Consider the following 15,625-nt stretch of genomic DNA (forward strand, 5'->3'; position numbering starts at 1 on the left):
ATGTTCTGATCCAGGGAGCCGTCTGATGGCGAAACTGCCGACACTGGGCCCGGTGCTGCTGTGCGCGCTGGCTGCCGTTTATTCTTCCCATGCCGCCGCGCAGGATGGCCGTGTCGGCCATAGCGGGGTGCATGCACCGGCGGCCGCCGGCAAGGCCGAGGCGGCGCGCCTGCGGGGGCTGGCGCAGCGCGTCACCATCGTGCGCGACAAGTGGGGGATTCCCCACGTATTCGGCAAGACGGATGCGGACGCCGTGTTCGGGCTGTTGTACGCGCAGGCGGAGGATGACTTCCGCCGGATCGAACTCAATTACATCAATGCGCTGGGTCGCCTGGCCGAAGTGCAGGGCGAGAGCGAGATTTACCGCGACTTGCGTATGAAGCTGTTCATCGATGAGGACAGCCTGAAAGCGCACTATGCGGCCAGCCCCGCGTGGCTGAAGCAATTGATGAATGCCTTCGCGGACGGCTTGAATTATTACCTGCTGACGCATCCGCAAGTCAAACCGCAACTGATTACCCGTTTCGAGCCGTGGATGGCGCTGAGCTTCACGGAAGGGTCGATTGGCGGCGACATCGAATCGATCGACGTCAAGGCGCTGGAACGGTTTTACACGAAAGCGCCGGTGCCGCAGGACGCGCTGCTGAAGCGGGAGAGGGAACCTGCCGGTTCCAACGGCTTCGCCATCGCGCCGGCCATCAGCAAGTCCGGCCACGCGCTGCTGATGATCAATCCCCATACGTCGTTTTACTTCCGCCCCGAAGTGCACATGGTCAGCGAAGACGGCATGAATGCGTATGGCGCCGTCACGTGGGGCCAGTTCTTCGTTTACCAGGGGTTCAACGACCGGCTGGGCTGGATGCATACGTCCGGCGGCGGCGACGTGATCGACGAATTCGTGGAAACCGTCAGCGCCAAGGATGGCAAGCTGACTTACCGCTATGGCAAGGAAGAGCGTCCCGTGCGCGCCGTGCCCGTGCGGCTGCCTTACCGCACGGCGTCCGGCATGGCGGAAAAAACCGTGTCTGCGTATTACACGGTGCACGGCCCCGTGGTGCGGGAAGCGGATGGCAAGTGGATCAGTGTCAGCCTGATGAACGAACCGCTGAAGGCATTGCAGCAATCGTACCTGCGCACCAAGGCCCGCAATTTCGCCCAGTTCCGCCGGGTGATGGACTTGCGCACCAATTCATCCAACAACACCGTGTATGCGGATGCGGACGGCAATATCGCTTATTTCCACGGCAATTTCATGCCGATACGCGATGTGCGCTTCAATTACCGCAAACCGGTCGATGGCAGCGACCCGGACACCGCATGGAAGGGATTGCACCCTGTATCAGAGACGATCCAGCTGTTCAACCCCGCCAACGGCTGGATCCAGAACACGAATAACTGGCCGTTTTCCGCCGCGGGCGCCTACAGCCCGAAACAATCCGACTATCCGGCGTACATGTCCGTGTACCCGGAAAATGCGCGCGGCATCCACGCAGTGCGGGTTCTGGAAAACAAAAAAGACTTCACCTTGGACAGCCTGATCGCGGCGGCCTATGACAACCAGCTGCCCGCGTTCGAGCCGCTGTTGCCGAAACTGTTCGCGGCATGGGAAGCGCTGCCCGATGGCGATACGCTGAAGTCCGGCATCGCACCGCAGGTGCACGTGCTGAAACGGTGGGACATGCGCTATGCGCTGAACTCGGTACCGACGTCGCTGGGCGTGTTCTGGCTGGAAGACTTGAAGAAAATGTTCGAACCGGCCGCGAAAGCGCTGGATATGCCGTTGACCGTGTTCATCGAGACCCGGCTGGCGCCGCAGGAACTGGTGTTTGCCATGGCGCGCGCCAGCGCAAAGCTGGCAGCGGATTTCGGCACGTGGCAGACGCAATGGGGCGAAATCAACCGGTACCAGCGGCTGACGGGCGACATCGTGCAACCGTTCGATGACAGCAAGCCCAGCATTCCCGTGCCGTATGTGTCGGGTAACTGGGGCGCGCTGGCCGCGTATGGCATGACGTCGCCGCAAAAGACCAAGCGGATTTATGGCGAGCGCGGCAACAGCTTTGTCGCGGCCGTGGAATTCGGCAAGCGGGTCCGCGCGAAAAGCATCCTGGCCGGCGGCCAGAGCGGCGATCCCGCATCGCCGCACTTCAGCGACCAGGCGGAAATGTATGCCCGTGGCGAGTTCAAGGATGTGCTGTTTTACCCTGAAGACATCGATAAGCACGTCGAGCGGCGCTACCATCCGGGCGAGTAATCTGCGATTGACGGGGCGCAAATGCGCGAATGAGCACGGGGCCATGCTGTGGACAGGAGGACCGCGCCATGGCAACCCTGGAAGACCAACGCGGCGGTACGCGGCCGCTCGATATCCGCGACTTCATCTTTGTGCGCGAGCTGGCCGAAGTCTACCTGCTGCTCGACCATATCTCCGGCCGCTGGGACAAGCCGCTCGATGCGGAAGGCGAGCAATTGCGCGCCGCCGTCTGCGCCATCGGCTGGCCGCCGAACGGCAGCCGTCCCGACGCGGCGGAACAAGCGACGACATTGTTGCGGGCCAAAGACCGCTTGAATGCGCTGGCCCGGCCCGCCAGCGGCGCGACCATCGCCTTTACGTTGCTGGTGGTGGGGGAGGAAGATCCGCGCCGGCAGCACCGGCGGTGGTGGCGCCGTCTGTGGCGGTGGGGATGGCCGGGGAAACGGCGCTGCGAGTGGCGTGCCTTGCCGCATGGCGGTGCCAAGTCTGTGGCTCCGCCGATTACGCCGCAGGGCGCAGTGGGAGCCGCTGCTGTGGATGGCGCCGTGGCTCAGACGCCGATCCCGCCGTTTACCGCGCCAACGAATGGCGATTTGATCGTCCCCGGCTGCGGCTTCACCCGCCCGCCCACGCGCATGTCGCTGGCCCGCACCGCCTTTCCCGGCCTGATCGGCCCGGCCGGGCACTTCAACCGGGGTATCTGGCGCATCGTGCTGTTTCTCGTCATGTGGATGGTGCTCACTTGCGTGCTGTCGTGGGATATCACGGCGGGCAACGTGGTGTTGACGCACCTGGATACGCTGCGTACCCAGCAAGGCGAACTGGCGCGCAAAATATCGTCCGCCGAAGCAGCCGATGAACTGGCGCGCCGCAGCAAGGCGGGGCCGGCCGCGGCGGTGGAGTTGCCGCCGGTGCAATTCTGCGAACCCGTCATTCCCAGCGCGCCGCGCAAATACCGCACCGTCGAAGAGCTTCAACTCTGCACCGACAAGGAACGCCTGGAAAACGAGCGGGTCGTCACCCAGCGCAACCTGCACGTGTGGATCAAGCCGTGGGAAAAGCTGTACCGCCTCGTCACGTTCGAGCCGTCGCCCGGTGCGCCACCGCAGCGCGCCGGCGGCATACCGGATTTCGCCGGACCCTATGGCGGCGATGAGGAACCCGCGCGGGTGCTGACCCACGTCATCGGCTGCGCCGTGCTGCCGCTGTGCTACGGCATTCTCGGCGCGGGCGCGGCCGCCGTGCGCAACCTGTGGGCCAAGCTGCGCGAGAGCATGCTGATGCCGCGTGACTACACGCTGGCGCTGGGCCAACTGGCGCTGGGCGCCACCATCGGCGCTTGTATCGGCTTGTTCGTGAATCCTTCCGGCTCGTCGTCCGGGGCGGGGGCGGCGCTGGCTAGCAGCTGGACCTTGAGTGGATCGGCGCTGTCGTTCATCGCGGGGTTTGGTGTCGAAGGGGTGTTTTTAGCGCTGGAAGCGTTCGTGCGGCGGGTGTTTGGTGTGGCGGGGCAGGGCGATGGGCGGCGCACCTGAGTAAGTGGAATGCGCGTGGAACGGCAGGTTCCACGCGTGTCGTGCCGATAACGTTAAATCGCGTCCAGCGCCGCCTGCAAATCCGCCCGCAAATCCTCCACGTCCTCGATCCCGACCGACAGCCGGATCAAGCCGTCGCCGATGCCCAGCACCGCGCGCTGTTCCGGCGGAATCGTCGCGTGGGTCATCAGGGCGGGGTGCTCGATCAGGCTTTCCACACCGCCCAGGCTTTCCGCCAGCGCGAACACTTCGCACCGTTCCAGGAAGCGGCGCGCCCCGGCCAGGTCGGTGTCGAGCGTGATGGAAATGATGCCGCCGAAACCGTCCATTTGCCGTTTGGCCAGCGCGTGCTGCGGATGGGTTTCCAGGCCCGGGTAATAAACCTTGGCGACTTTCGGCTGGTGCGCCAGCCATTGAGCGAGGTCCAGCGCGCTGGCGTTGTGGCGGGCGATGCGCACGGCCAGGGTTTTCACGCCCCGCAGCGCGAGGAAACTGTCGAACGGGCCGAGGATGGCGCCGACCGCGTTTTGCAAGAAGCCCAATTGCTCGCGCCACGCCTGCTGGTGCGGTTCATTGCCCACCACTGCCACGCCGGCGATCACGTCCGAATGGCCGTTCAAATATTTGGTGGCCGAGTGCACGACGATGTCGAAGCCGTGTTCCAGCGGGCGCTGCACCAGCGGGCTGGCAAACGTGTTGTCGGCTACGGCGATGATGCCCCGCTCGCGGCAGATTTTGCCAATCGCGGCCAGGTCCGCCAGTTTCAGCATCGGGTTGGTCGGCGTTTCCACCCACACCATGCGCGTGTCGGGACGCAGCGCGGCCAGCAGGTTTTCCGGGTTGGTCAAATCCACGTAGGAAAACGTATGCCCGGCGCTGCGCTTGCGCACCCGTTCAAACAGGCGATAGCTGCCGCCATACATGTCGTCGCCAGCGATGATGTGCGAGTTGGCGTCGGCCAGTTCCAGCACGGTGGAAATTGCCGCCAGGCCGGACGCGAAGGCAAAACCCTGCGAACCGCCTTCCAGGTCGGCAAGGCAGCGCTCGAAGGCCCAGCGCGTGGGATTGTGCGAGCGGCCATAGTCGAGGCCCTTGTGCACGCCGGGACTTTCCTGCACGAAGGTGGACGTCGCGTAAATCGGCGGCATGATGGCGCCGGTGGACGGGTCCGGGGATTGGCCGCCGTGGATGACGCGGGTGGCCAGCGCAGCTTTTTTCTTGGTCATTTACAGCGTCTTTCTCAAGTGGTTGAGCAAATCAAAGCGGGTGATCAAGCCATAGAACGTGGCGCCGTCCGCCACCACGGCCGTCAGGCCACGGTCCAGCGTGCTGCGCAGCGCCTGGATGCTGGACGTCGGCGACAGGGTTTCCAGGCGCGACGTCATGGTGGCGCCCACCAGGCTGGAAAACTGTTCCGCATGGTTGTCGACTTTCATCAGCAAGTCCGATTCATCGATGATGCCCACCAGTTTGCCATCCTGCAGCACGGGCAGTTGCGCCAGGTCGGCAGTGCGCATGCGGTTGAACGCCACCAGCAGCGTATCGGTCGGCGACACGCTGACCACGTCGCCCTCGTCATAGCGGCGGCCGATCAGGTCGCGCAAGTCGCCGGTTTTCTGGCGCTGCACCAGGCCCTGGTCGACCAGCCAGTTGTGGTTGTACATCTTCGACAGGTAGCGCGTCCCCGTATCGACGACGAAGGTCACCACGCGCTTGGCTTCGGTCTGCTCGCGGCAGTATTTGAGGGCGGCGGCCAGCAGGGTGCCGGTCGACGAGCCGCCCAGGATGCCTTCGGCCTGCAGCAGTGCGCGGGCGCTTTCAAAACTTTCCTGGTCCGTGATGGTGTATGCCTTGTGCACGGACTTCATGTCGGCGATCGAAGGAATGAAGTCTTCGCCGATGCCTTCCACCGCCCACGAACCGCTGGTGTCGTTGACCTTGCCCGTGTCGATGTATTCGGCCAGGATCGAGCCCTTGGGGTCGGCCAGCACGAATTCCAGTTCCGGCTGGACCTTGCGGAAGAAGCGCGTCAGGCCCGTCAAGGTGCCGGAGGAGCCGACACCGACCACGATGGCGTCCACGTCGTGCTGCATTTGTTCCCAGATTTCCGGCGCCGTCGTGGTTTCATGGGCGGCCGGGTTGGCGGGGTTGTTGAACTGGTCGGCGTAAAACGCGCCGGGTATCTCACTGGCCAGGCGCGCCGCATAGTCCTGGTAATACTCCGGGTGCCCCTTGCCGACGTCCGAGCGGGTCATGTGTACTTCGGCGCCCAGCGCCTTCAAATGCAGCACTTTTTCCGTCGACATCTTGTCCGGCACCACCAGCACCACGCGGTAGCCCTTGATGCGGCCCACCAGCGCCAGGCCCAGGCCCGTGTTGCCGGCGGTCGCTTCAATGATGGTGCCGCCCGGCTTCAGGCGGCCATCGCGCTCCGCGGCCTCGATCATGGCGCGGCCGATGCGGTCCTTGATGGAGCCGCCCGGGTTTTGCGATTCAAGTTTCAGGAACAGGCGGCACGGACCGGTGTCCAGCCGGGTGACTTCGATCAGCGGGGTGTCGCCGATCAGGCTGAACAGGGCAGCCTCTTTGGGAGTGTTCATGGCGTTCTCCTTTGCAAGGGGACCCGCACCGCCGGTTGTGCCGGCAGCCAGGCCCGTGAAAAACGCGGATTTTCAGCCGCACGGTTCACTTCGGGAACGAATCTTAATAAATTTGTATATGCATTTTATGCACAGGACGGGAAAAGTATGCGCCTTTTTCAACACCCGCGCCGTATAATCCGCGTCATGAACGCAGCATGATTGGTATTGAAGTGGCTAAGCTCTATTTCCGTTACTCGGCAATGAATGCCGGCAAGTCGACCGCAATGTTGCAGGTCGCGCACAACTACGAAGAACAAGGCCAGGCCGTGCGGTTATTTACCGCCGCGATCGACGACCGCTATGGCGTGGGCCACGTGACGTCGCGCCTGGGGCCGCAGAGGGCCACCGAAGTGTTTGACGCCGCGACGGATTTTCTCAACGTGGTGGACCAGAAAGTCGCCTGCGTGCTGGTCGACGAAGCGCAATTCCTGTCCACCGTGCAAGTCCAGCAATTGCACAAGCTGGCACAGGTGCGGGGCATTCCCGTGATCACGTATGGGTTGCGCACGGATTTCCGTGGAGAACCATTTCCCGGTTCGGCCTACTTGCTGGGGCTGGCCGATGACATCGAGGAAATCAAGAACATTTGCACGTGCGGCAAAAAAGCCACAATGAATATCCGCGTGGATGAACACGGCAAACGCATCCGCGACGGCGAGCAAATCAGCATTGGCGGCAATGAGCGCTACCGCCAGGCGTGCGGGCGCTGTTTTTATTCCGAGTAATTCTCTTCATCATGCCCGATTGCAACGTCATCGCCCCCGCCTGGATCTGCCAGTACCGGGGCGCGGTGTTCGACATGCTGCTGTACCTGGCGCCTTCCTTCATGCTGGCGCTGGTGATCCAGCGACTGGCGGCCTGGCATCCATTTTTCCTGCTGTTCCGGCTGGCCGGCACGATTTGCCATGAACTGGCGCATTTCTTTGTCGGCCTGGTCACGTATGCGCGGCCTGCCGCGTTTTCCGTCATGCCGCGCCGCATGGCGGGCGGCTGGCAACTGGGTTCCGTCAGCCTGACGCGGGTGCGCTGGTATAACGCGGCGCCCGCCGCGCTGGCGCCATTCCTCGTGGCCGGCGTGCCGCTGCTGGTGGCGCTGTGGCGTACCCGGCCCGGCTGGCAGTTCGAAGGCATCGACTTGTTGCTGGCGTTTGCCGTGGCGCCGCAATTCCTTGCCTGCTGGCCATCGGCAGCCGACTGGAAGATTTCCCTGCGCTCCTGGCCCTACCTGTTGATTGGCGCCCTGGTATGGGCCGCGCTGCGTTATTGGCGGCTATAGCCGCCCAAGCCTGCCCTGGCGGACTGACTGTCTGCCAACTTTAATCCAGCCTTAAGGTTTCAGCCCGTATTCCAGGGGGAAATAGGCTGCGCTGCCGCTATACGCGCTGTAGAATAAGCCGAAGCGCCGGCCCATATACAGTGCGCCGGTTCCATGAAAAGTTTCAGTCTTAATGTACGGGGGTATGCCGATGAAGAAGCAGATGCTGTTGAGCGCTATCGCGCTGGCGATTTCAGTCCAGGTGGGCGCCGCTACGCCGGAGAAGGCCGACGTCAAACCGGCCACCGCGCAAAGCCAGGCTGCCGTTGCGGCCTCCCATGTGCTGTCCCGCTTCCATTACAAGGCGACGCCGCTGGACGACGCCATGTCGGAAAAGATTTTCGACCGCTATTTCAAGCTGCTTGACAGCGACCGCCTGTTTTTCGTGCAAGCGGACGTCGACCAGTTCGCGCCGGCCCGCACCAAGCTCGATGACGCGATCATGCAGGAAAACCTACAAATTCCGTTCGCCATCTACAACCTGTACCAGCAGCGCTTCAACGAGCGCATGGCCTATGCGCGCGAACTGTTGAAGGGCAAATTCGACTTCACGGCGGAAGAGACGTACCAGATCGACCGCGAAAAAGCCGACTGGCCGAAAAACGAAGCGGAAGCCAAGGACTTGTGGCGCAAGCGCGTCAAGAATGACTGGCTGCGCCTGAAGCTGGCCGGCAAGGATGACAAGTCGATCCGTTCGACCCTGGACAAGCGCTATGAAAACTATGTGAGCCGCTCGCGCAAGCTGTCGACCGAAGACGTGTTCCAGACCTTCATGAACGCGTACGCGATGTCGATCGAGCCGCACACGAATTACCTGGCGCCGCGCGCCGCGGAAAACTTCGACATCGCGATGCGCCTGTCGCTGGAAGGCATCGGCGCGCAATTGCAGCAGCGCGACGATTACACGGTGGTGCGCGAAATCGTGCCGGGCAGCCCGGCCGCCTTGTCCGGCAAGCTGAAAGTGGGCGACCGTATCGTGGCGGTGGCGCAGGGCGACAGCGGTGCGTTCCAGGACGTGGTGGGCTGGCGCATCGACGACGTGGTGTCGCAGATCCGCGGCGCCAAGGGTTCCACCGTGCGCCTGCAAGTGCTGCCGGCCGACGCGGGCCAGGATGCCAAGCTGTCGCAGATTTCGCTGGTGCGCAACAAGATCAGCATGGAAGAACAATCGGCCAAGAAATCCATCTTTGAAGTGCGCGACGGCACGGCCAAACGCCGCATTGGCGTGATTTCGCTGCCGACGTTCTACCAGGACTTCGAAGCGCGCGCCCGTGGCGACCGCGATTTCAAATCCGCCACGCGCGACGTGGCGCGCCTGCTGACGGAACTGAAGCGTGAAAAAGTCGACAACGTGCTGATCGACTTGCGCAACAATGGCGGCGGCTCGCTGAACGAAGCAGTGGAACTGACCGGCCTGTTCATCGACAAGGGCCCGGTCGTGCAGCAGCGTAACGCGGCCGGCCGCGTGGAAGTGGAAAGCGATACCCATGCCGGCCTGGCGTGGGACGGTCCGGTCGGCGTGCTGATCAACCGTTCGTCGGCGTCGGCATCGGAAATCTTCGCCGCCGCGCTGCAGGATTATGGCCGTGGCCTGGTGATTGGCGAGCCATCGTTCGGCAAGGGCACCGTGCAAACGCTGTGGAACCTCGATGGCCACAACCCGACCGACAAGCCGAAATACGGCAAGCTGAAGATGACGGTGGCGCAATTCTTCCGCATCAATGGCGGCACCACGCAGTTGCGCGGCGTGCAGCCGGACATCAGCCTGCCGTCGATGTCGGACCCGGACAACTTTGGCGAATCCAGCTACGACAATGCCTTGCCATGGACGTCGATCAAGCCGGCGGTGTATATCCCGGCGGGTGAACTGAAGGAAATCGTGCCGCTGCTGGACAAGAAGCATGAACAGCGCGTGGCGCGCGATAAGGACTTCCAGTACCTGGAGGAAGATATCGCCACCGTGAAGAAGCTCCGCAAGGATAACGTCATCTCGCTGAACGAAGCGGCGCGCCGCAAGGAACGCGACCAGCAGGAAGCGCGCGCCAAGTTGCGCGAACAGCGCCTGGCCACGGCGGCGCTGTCGCCGGACGATCCCGTGCTGATTCCCGATCCGAAAGACGTACAACTGAAAGCCGTTGCCGCGTCGGCTGCCGCTTCCGCCAGCGCGAAAAACGGCAAGCCGGAAAAGAAAGTCGCCGGTGTCAAAGGCGCGCTGCGCACCGATGACGGCTTGCAGGCCGATGAACGTGGCCTGGCTGCCGACATCGACGCGGAAAAGGCCGCCAAGGCTGCCAAGGACGTGCTGCTGATGGAAGCGGTGCACATCCTGTCCGACGAAGTGGGCTTGCTGAAAACCGATACGCGCCTGGCCGCGCGCGTGCTGCCATATGTCGCCGACCTGGGCAAGTAACTCCTTGTCGTTGCGATATCGATAACTATACGCGCCGCTTATTTCCGACATCATGAATCTAAAGTGGAAATAAATGGCGCGGTGCAGCATAATGTTTATGTCTCCTCTATTCTCCCTCAAAGGAAATAGATTCAGCCCGCTCCAGCAGCGGGCTTTTTTTTGTCGCCGGTGTGCTAAAGTGATATGCGTTTTTGATAATGGTCATTATTGATGGCGTATTTGATTTTGCTCAAACTTGATCTGGCAGCAATATGGCAGATCGGTTAGAGTCGTCCATGTTTGCCGCCGGATGACTGAATTATGGAATCGACAATTCAAAGTGAAGAGTTCATCAGACTGAACTTCCCACGGCTGGCTGCCGCGCTGGAATTCATGCCTGTTGGCGTGACCATTGTCGATCGCGACCTGACCATCCGCTTCTGGAATCCCGCGTTTTGCGAACTGCAAGGCTTCCCCATCGACGTGATGCATCCCGGCGTCACGATGGCCGAAGTATTCCGCTACATTGCACAGCGCGGCGATTACGGGCCCGGCGATATCGAAACGCTGGTGGCTGCCCGGGTCGACCTTTGCCTCAAGTTCGAACCGCACAGCTTCACCCGCTCCCGGGCGGACGGCGTGCTGCTGCACATCGTTGGCCGCCCCACCTATGACGTGGATGGCACGGTCAGTGGTTTCGTGACGATTTACCACGACGTCACGTCCGAGCGGCGTTATGAAGAGCAGCTGGAGAACAAGAACCGGGAACTGCAGCAGGCCAAGCAACTGGCCGAGGCGGCCAGCGTGGCCAAGGGTCAGTTCCTGTCCAATATGAGCCACGAAATCCGCACGCCGCTGAACTGCATCATCGGCATGGCTTACCTGGCGTTAAAGACCGAAGTCGACCCGCGCCAGCGCGACTACCTGGAAAAAATCCGCTTCGCCGGCGAGCACGTGCTGGGCGTCATCGACGACATCCTCGACATTTCCAAGATCGAGGCCGGCAAGCTGGAAATCCAGCACATCGATTTTTCGCTCGACCACGTGGTGCAGACGCTGACCACGGTGGTGGCGCCGAAGGCCGCCACCCGCAACCTGGAACTGGTGTTCGACATCGATCCCGCGTTGCCTCCGACGCTGGTGGGCGATCCATTGCGGCTGGGGCAGGTGCTGATCAACTACGCCAACAACGCCATCAAGTTCAGCGAGCAGGGCAGGATCGAGATCCGCATCCGCAAGATGGTCGGCGACGCCAACGATTGCCTGGTGCGATTCGAAGTGAGCGACCAGGGTATCGGCCTGACCAGGGAAGAGATGGCCAAGCTGTTTGTGTCGTTCCAGCAGGCCGACACGTCGACCACGCGGGAATATGGCGGCACCGGCCTTGGCCTGGCCATCTGCAAGGAGCTGGCGCAGCTGATGGGCGGCGATGTCGGCGTCAACAGCCAGCACGGCGTCGGCAGCACGTTCTGGTTCACGGCCCACTTGGGCGTCTCGTGCAAGTCCATGCCCGCGCTGATCAACCAGATCGGCGACGCCGCCGGCGAACTGCTGGCCAGCGCCCGCACTTCGGCCATGATGGCGGCGCTGAAGGTGGCTCGCATCCTGCTGGTCGAGGACAATACCTTCAACCAGCAAATCGCGCGGGAAATGCTGGAGGAAATGGGCGCCACGGTTTGTCTCGCCCACAATGGCGTCGACGCGCTGGAACAATTGCGCGGCAGCGATTTCGATTGCGTGCTGATGGACTTGCAAATGCCGCAGATGGACGGGCTGGAAGCAACCCGCCGCATCCGCGCCGACCCGCAACTGGCGCATTTGCCGGTGCTGGCGATGACGGCGACAGCCACCACCGAAGCCCGGATGCGCTGCATCGACGCCGGCATGAATGATTTTATTTCGAAGCCCGTGCAGCCGGCCCTGATGTACCAGACCATCGCCAACTGGCTGCCGCAGCGCGTGCCAATGGCAGGCTTGCAGCCGCCGCGCCAGGCGGCGCCGGCCCCCGTTTCGTCGCCTGGCGGCGATATGGCCGCGATCGACATGTCGGTGCTGGCCACGCTGCTGGGCAACGACTCGCAAAAGGTGCGTAAATTTGCCTTCAAATTCCTGCAAAGTTCGCAGGAGGGCGTGCGCGACATGGAGGCCGCCCTGGCGCGCGGCGAGGTGCAGGTGGTGCGCGAACTGGGGCATCGCACCAAAGGCGCGGCGCGCAGTGTCGGCGCTTTCCGCATGGCGGATGTGTGTGAAGAAATGGAGCAACTGGCGCCGGGGGAGGCGGGCGGCGAACTGACGCGCGCGCTGTCGCTGGTGGCCCAGTTGAGGGGCATACTGGAACAGGTGACGCGGCAGGTGATGCAGGAGACCGCCTGCGCCGCCGATGACGGAGCTGTCGGGTCAGGCAACGCGTTTTTGGCGTGACGTGATTCAGCAGTGCGTGGCCAGCGTGGGGATCGACGCCGGCGCATAACTGATGCGGTCCCGCCCTGCGTGCTTGGAGGCGTACAGCGATTCGTCGGCCAAGCGCAGCAATTCCATTGCACCCGGCTGGTGCCGGGGCGTGAAAGCGGCGGCGCCAAAGCTGGCGGTCACTTGCAGCAATTTCCCGCCGCCGATATCGACGGGTATGGCGCGCACATCCTGGCGCAGCGCTTCGATCCGGTGCGCGCCGTCGGGCAAGGTCAGGCCCGGCATCAGCACCACGAATTCCTCGCCGCCATAGCGGCCCACGGCGTCATAGGGCCGCGTGGCTTCCTTTAGCCGGCGCGCCACTTCGACCAGGACGGCGTCGCCCGCCAGGTGGCCATGCGTGTCGTTGACGCGCTTGAAGAAATCGAGGTCCAGCAATACCAGCACGAAGCTTTCACCGGTCCGGCGGCACTTTTCGATTTCGCGCTCCAGCAATTCCATCACGGCGCCACGGTTCCATGCCTTGGTCAAGCCGTCCTTGAGGGCGCGCATGCGCAACTCTTCCTGCGACAGTTCCAGTTCGCGCGTGCGCTGCTGGACCAGGACCGCCAATTCGATCTGGCGCAGTGTCATCGCGCGCAGGCGGTAGCGGTGTACGCCCCAAAAGCCCAGCAGCACGGCGGCCCCGCACAGCGCATAAAACGGATAACTGCGCCACCATGGCGGCGATATCGAAAACGTGACCTGGCCCAGCGGCGACTGGTCGCCACTGGCGCTGTTGATGGCCTGGTATTCAAAGCGGTAATCGCCGCCGGGCAGCGCGGCATAGCGCACTTCAGGCGCCGCCGTCACGCTCCATTGCTGTTCGCTGCCGGCCAGCCGGTAGCGGTATCGCAAGCCCTGGCGGTCTTCGTAGGCGAGGCTGGCCAGCCGGAACACCAGCGGGTCGGAAGACCACTCCAACGCACCGCTGTCGAGCCGAACCGGATCGCCGCCGCGCAGCGTGTCTTCCAGCACGGCGTGCGGCGCCGCCGCATCGAACAGCCGGTTGGGACGCGCCAGGTGCGACAAGCCGTTGCTGGTGGCGATCCACATCGAACCGTCGCGGTCTTCGTAAAAGCCGCGCCCATTGATGTCGTCCCACGCCAGGCCCAGCGACTGGTTCACGCTGCGCCAGCGTTTGCCGTTCCACACGGCGAAGCCGGCATCGGTGCCGACCCACAGCCAGCCGCGGCTGTCGGTGTACAGCATTTGCACGGCCCGTTCCCTCAGCACGGCCGCGTCGACACGCTGGGCGGCGGGTGCGCCGCGCACTTGCAGGCGCCACAAGGTATCCGTGCTGCCGGCCCACAGGGAGCCATCCGGCGCGCACGCCACCGTGGTGAGGTCCGCCTTGCCGGTATGCGCGCCAAAAGGCAGGATGCGCCACGTGGCGCCGTCGTAATGCAGGATGTCGTCGCCGCCGACGAACCACAGGTGGCCCAGACGGTCGGTGCAGCCATGTACCACCTGGGCGGTGGGATCGTGCCCCGCGACGTCCGGCAGTGGTGCGCGCTGGGCCGCGGCGCCGGCCGGCGCCGATTCCGGCATCATGTATAAGCCTTGCGTGGTGGCGAGCCAGAGCTGCCCCTTGCCATCGGCGATGATCTGCGTCACCAGCGGCAGCCGGGTTACCAGTTCGGTCTTGCCGCTGTCCGGCAGGTAGCGCATCAGCAGGCCGGAGTAAGTGCCGGCCCAGATCCTGCCTTGCCGGTCTTGTTGCATGCTGGCCCACTGGTGGCCGGCAAGCTCCGGCGGCGTGGGCGCCACGTCGAAGCGGCTCCCGTCCGCGGCCATCAGCGCATGGCCGGAACGGGTGCCGACGTGCATGTGGCCATCGCGGTCGCGCAGCATGGAAATGATCACGTCGTCCGGCAGTCCCTGGGCCGTGGTCCAGTTCTCCCAATTGCCATAACCAAGCCAGTGCACCAGGCCGCGGCCGCGCGTGGCCAGCCACGTGCCCTGGCCGTGGTCGGTCAGGATATCCGTGACGCCGCCGGCCCCGTTCAACCCATTGCGCTGGCCAAACGCCTGCCAGCGGCCTTCTTCCCAGCGCATCAGGCCCGGGTCGCCGTTGGTCAGCATGCGTCCGTCGCCATCGGCATGCAATTCCGTCCGCACATGGGTCTTGCGGAACTGATCGCCCGGCGGCGTGCGGTCTTCGAAGCGGTCCGCGTCCGGACGCAGCACAAACACGCGCCGCGCGCTGCGCACCCACAGGGCGCCGCCGGCGTCGCGCGCAATGCTGGTCCAGGGCCCAGCCGGCAAGCCTTGCGCCTCGCCGTAGCGGACGATGCCGTCTCTGGTGGCATGGCACATGGCGTCCTTGCACGACAGCCACAGGGTGCCATCCGGGTCGGCATAAATCGCGCGGACCGACGCCAGCTCCGGCTGTTGCGCCAGCTGGGCTGCGCTGAAGTAGTGGCGGGCCACGGCGCTGTCGCCGGTGACGGCAAACAGGCGGGCCCTGGAAATGACCAGCATGTCGCCGACGGCCGTTTGCGCCATGGTCTGCCCGGGCCAGACCGGCAGCGCCTTGCCATCCGCTGCCAGCGGCAGCAGGCGGCCCTGGTGCATCCGATACAGGTTGTCGTAACTGCCGACCCACAAAGTGCCGGCGCGGTCGCTATAGACTGCCGTGACAATTTGTTCCGGCAACCCTTCGGCCGCCGCATAGCGCCGGAATGCCGCGCCATTGAAGCGGAACAGGCCGTTTTCAGTGGCGGCCCACAGATAGCCTTGCTGGTCCTGCGCCAGCGCGTTCACCGACAGGTTGCCCAAGCCTTCCTTCTGGCCGAAATGCTGCAGCGCCAATTGCTGGGCGGCGGCGATTGGCGCCAGCGACAGCAGGGCAAGCAGCAGAAGGCGAAGGAGAGGCAGTCTCATGGGGGAAACGCTTGCTATTCGTTTCCTCTAATGTACACAAATTATTGTGGTTTCAAAGTAAGGAATTCCTCAAATATGGGGGGCCGCCGAGCTCTAGGGCGACGGGTCCAGTCCTGGCAACTGTGTCAAGTGTGACAATTCGTGGATTTTTCCCCT

9 protein-coding genes are annotated in these 15,625 nt (G+C 63.5%); 6 read left to right on the plus strand and 3 right to left on the minus strand.

The genetic code is table 11. The annotated features are described in order from the left end of the window. The first annotated feature begins 25 nt into the window (after nt 1-25). On the plus strand, nt 26-2,254 hold the full coding sequence (locus GJ700_RS13405; protein ID WP_154374504.1) for an acylase: 2,229 nt from the start codon (nt 26-28) through the stop codon (nt 2,252-2,254). Nucleotides 2,255-2,322: 68 nt separating this feature from the next. Then, nucleotides 2,323-3,789, plus strand: a complete 1,467-nt coding sequence (locus tag GJ700_RS13410) for a hypothetical protein (RefSeq protein ID WP_154374506.1) — start codon at nt 2,323-2,325, stop codon at nt 3,787-3,789. Between the two features lie 53 nt (nt 3,790-3,842). On the opposite strand, the gene GJ700_RS13415 is transcribed toward GJ700_RS13410, so the two are convergent. Then, on the minus strand, nt 3,843-5,015 hold the full coding sequence (locus GJ700_RS13415) for a trans-sulfuration enzyme family protein (protein WP_154374508.1): 1,173 nt from the start codon (nt 5,013-5,015) through the stop codon (nt 3,843-3,845). Beyond that, nucleotides 5,016-6,389 carry a pyridoxal-phosphate dependent enzyme gene (locus GJ700_RS13420; protein WP_154374510.1) on the minus strand — a complete coding sequence of 458 codons (1,374 nt, stop codon included), beginning with the start codon at nt 6,387-6,389 and terminating at the stop codon, nt 5,016-5,018. Nucleotides 6,390-6,586: 197 nt separating this feature from the next. Between GJ700_RS13420 and GJ700_RS13425 the strand changes: the two genes are divergently transcribed. The 4 genes from GJ700_RS13425 to GJ700_RS13440 all read left to right on the plus strand — a co-directional run bounded on the left by GJ700_RS13425 (nt 6,587) and on the right by GJ700_RS13440 (nt 12,556). Next, nucleotides 6,587-7,156: a thymidine kinase gene (locus GJ700_RS13425; RefSeq protein WP_154374512.1), complete on the plus strand. Its 570-nt coding sequence runs from the start codon at nt 6,587-6,589 to the stop codon at nt 7,154-7,156. Nucleotides 7,157-7,167: 11 nt separating this feature from the next. Further along, nucleotides 7,168-7,707 carry a hypothetical protein gene (locus GJ700_RS13430; protein WP_154374514.1) on the plus strand — a complete coding sequence of 180 codons (540 nt, stop codon included), beginning with the start codon at nt 7,168-7,170 and terminating at the stop codon, nt 7,705-7,707. 190 nt (nt 7,708-7,897) lie between these two features. Continuing rightward, nucleotides 7,898-10,156 (plus strand): carboxy terminal-processing peptidase, encoded by a 2,259-nt coding sequence (locus tag GJ700_RS13435; RefSeq protein WP_154374516.1) that lies wholly within the window; start codon nt 7,898-7,900, stop codon nt 10,154-10,156. Between the two features lie 300 nt (nt 10,157-10,456). Next, nucleotides 10,457-12,556, plus strand: a complete 2,100-nt coding sequence (locus tag GJ700_RS13440) for a response regulator (protein WP_154374518.1) — start codon at nt 10,457-10,459, stop codon at nt 12,554-12,556. Between the two features lie 6 nt (nt 12,557-12,562). On the opposite strand, the gene GJ700_RS13445 is transcribed toward GJ700_RS13440, so the two are convergent. Further along, nucleotides 12,563-15,469 (minus strand): ligand-binding sensor domain-containing diguanylate cyclase, encoded by a 2,907-nt coding sequence (locus GJ700_RS13445; RefSeq protein WP_154374520.1) that lies wholly within the window; start codon nt 15,467-15,469, stop codon nt 12,563-12,565. Nucleotides 15,470-15,625 lie beyond the last annotated feature (156 nt).

This window comes from Pseudoduganella rivuli, from assembly GCF_009674485.1.
GTDB classification, from domain to species: domain Bacteria; phylum Pseudomonadota; class Gammaproteobacteria; order Burkholderiales; family Burkholderiaceae_D; genus Rugamonas; species Rugamonas rivuli_B.

What these genes read in the sequence shown, in the direction of transcription:
- GJ700_RS13405 (WP_154374504.1), top strand. Translation starts at nt 26, where the DNA reads ATGGCGAAACTGCCGACACTGGGCCCGGTGCTGCTGTGCGCGCTGGCT.
- GJ700_RS13410 (WP_154374506.1), top strand. Translation starts at nt 2,323, where the DNA reads ATGGCAACCCTGGAAGACCAACGCGGCGGTACGCGGCCGCTCGATATC.
- GJ700_RS13415 (WP_154374508.1), bottom strand. Translation starts at nt 5,015, where the DNA reads ATGACCAAGAAAAAAGCTGCGCTGGCCACCCGCGTCATCCACGGCGGC.
- GJ700_RS13420 (WP_154374510.1), bottom strand. Translation starts at nt 6,389, where the DNA reads ATGAACACTCCCAAAGAGGCTGCCCTGTTCAGCCTGATCGGCGACACC.
- GJ700_RS13425 (WP_154374512.1), top strand. Translation starts at nt 6,587, where the DNA reads ATGATTGGTATTGAAGTGGCTAAGCTCTATTTCCGTTACTCGGCAATG.
- GJ700_RS13430 (WP_154374514.1), top strand. Translation starts at nt 7,168, where the DNA reads ATGCCCGATTGCAACGTCATCGCCCCCGCCTGGATCTGCCAGTACCGG.
- GJ700_RS13435 (WP_154374516.1), top strand. Translation starts at nt 7,898, where the DNA reads ATGAAGAAGCAGATGCTGTTGAGCGCTATCGCGCTGGCGATTTCAGTC.
- GJ700_RS13440 (WP_154374518.1), top strand. Translation starts at nt 10,457, where the DNA reads ATGGAATCGACAATTCAAAGTGAAGAGTTCATCAGACTGAACTTCCCA.
- GJ700_RS13445 (WP_154374520.1), bottom strand. Translation starts at nt 15,469, where the DNA reads ATGAGACTGCCTCTCCTTCGCCTTCTGCTGCTTGCCCTGCTGTCGCTG.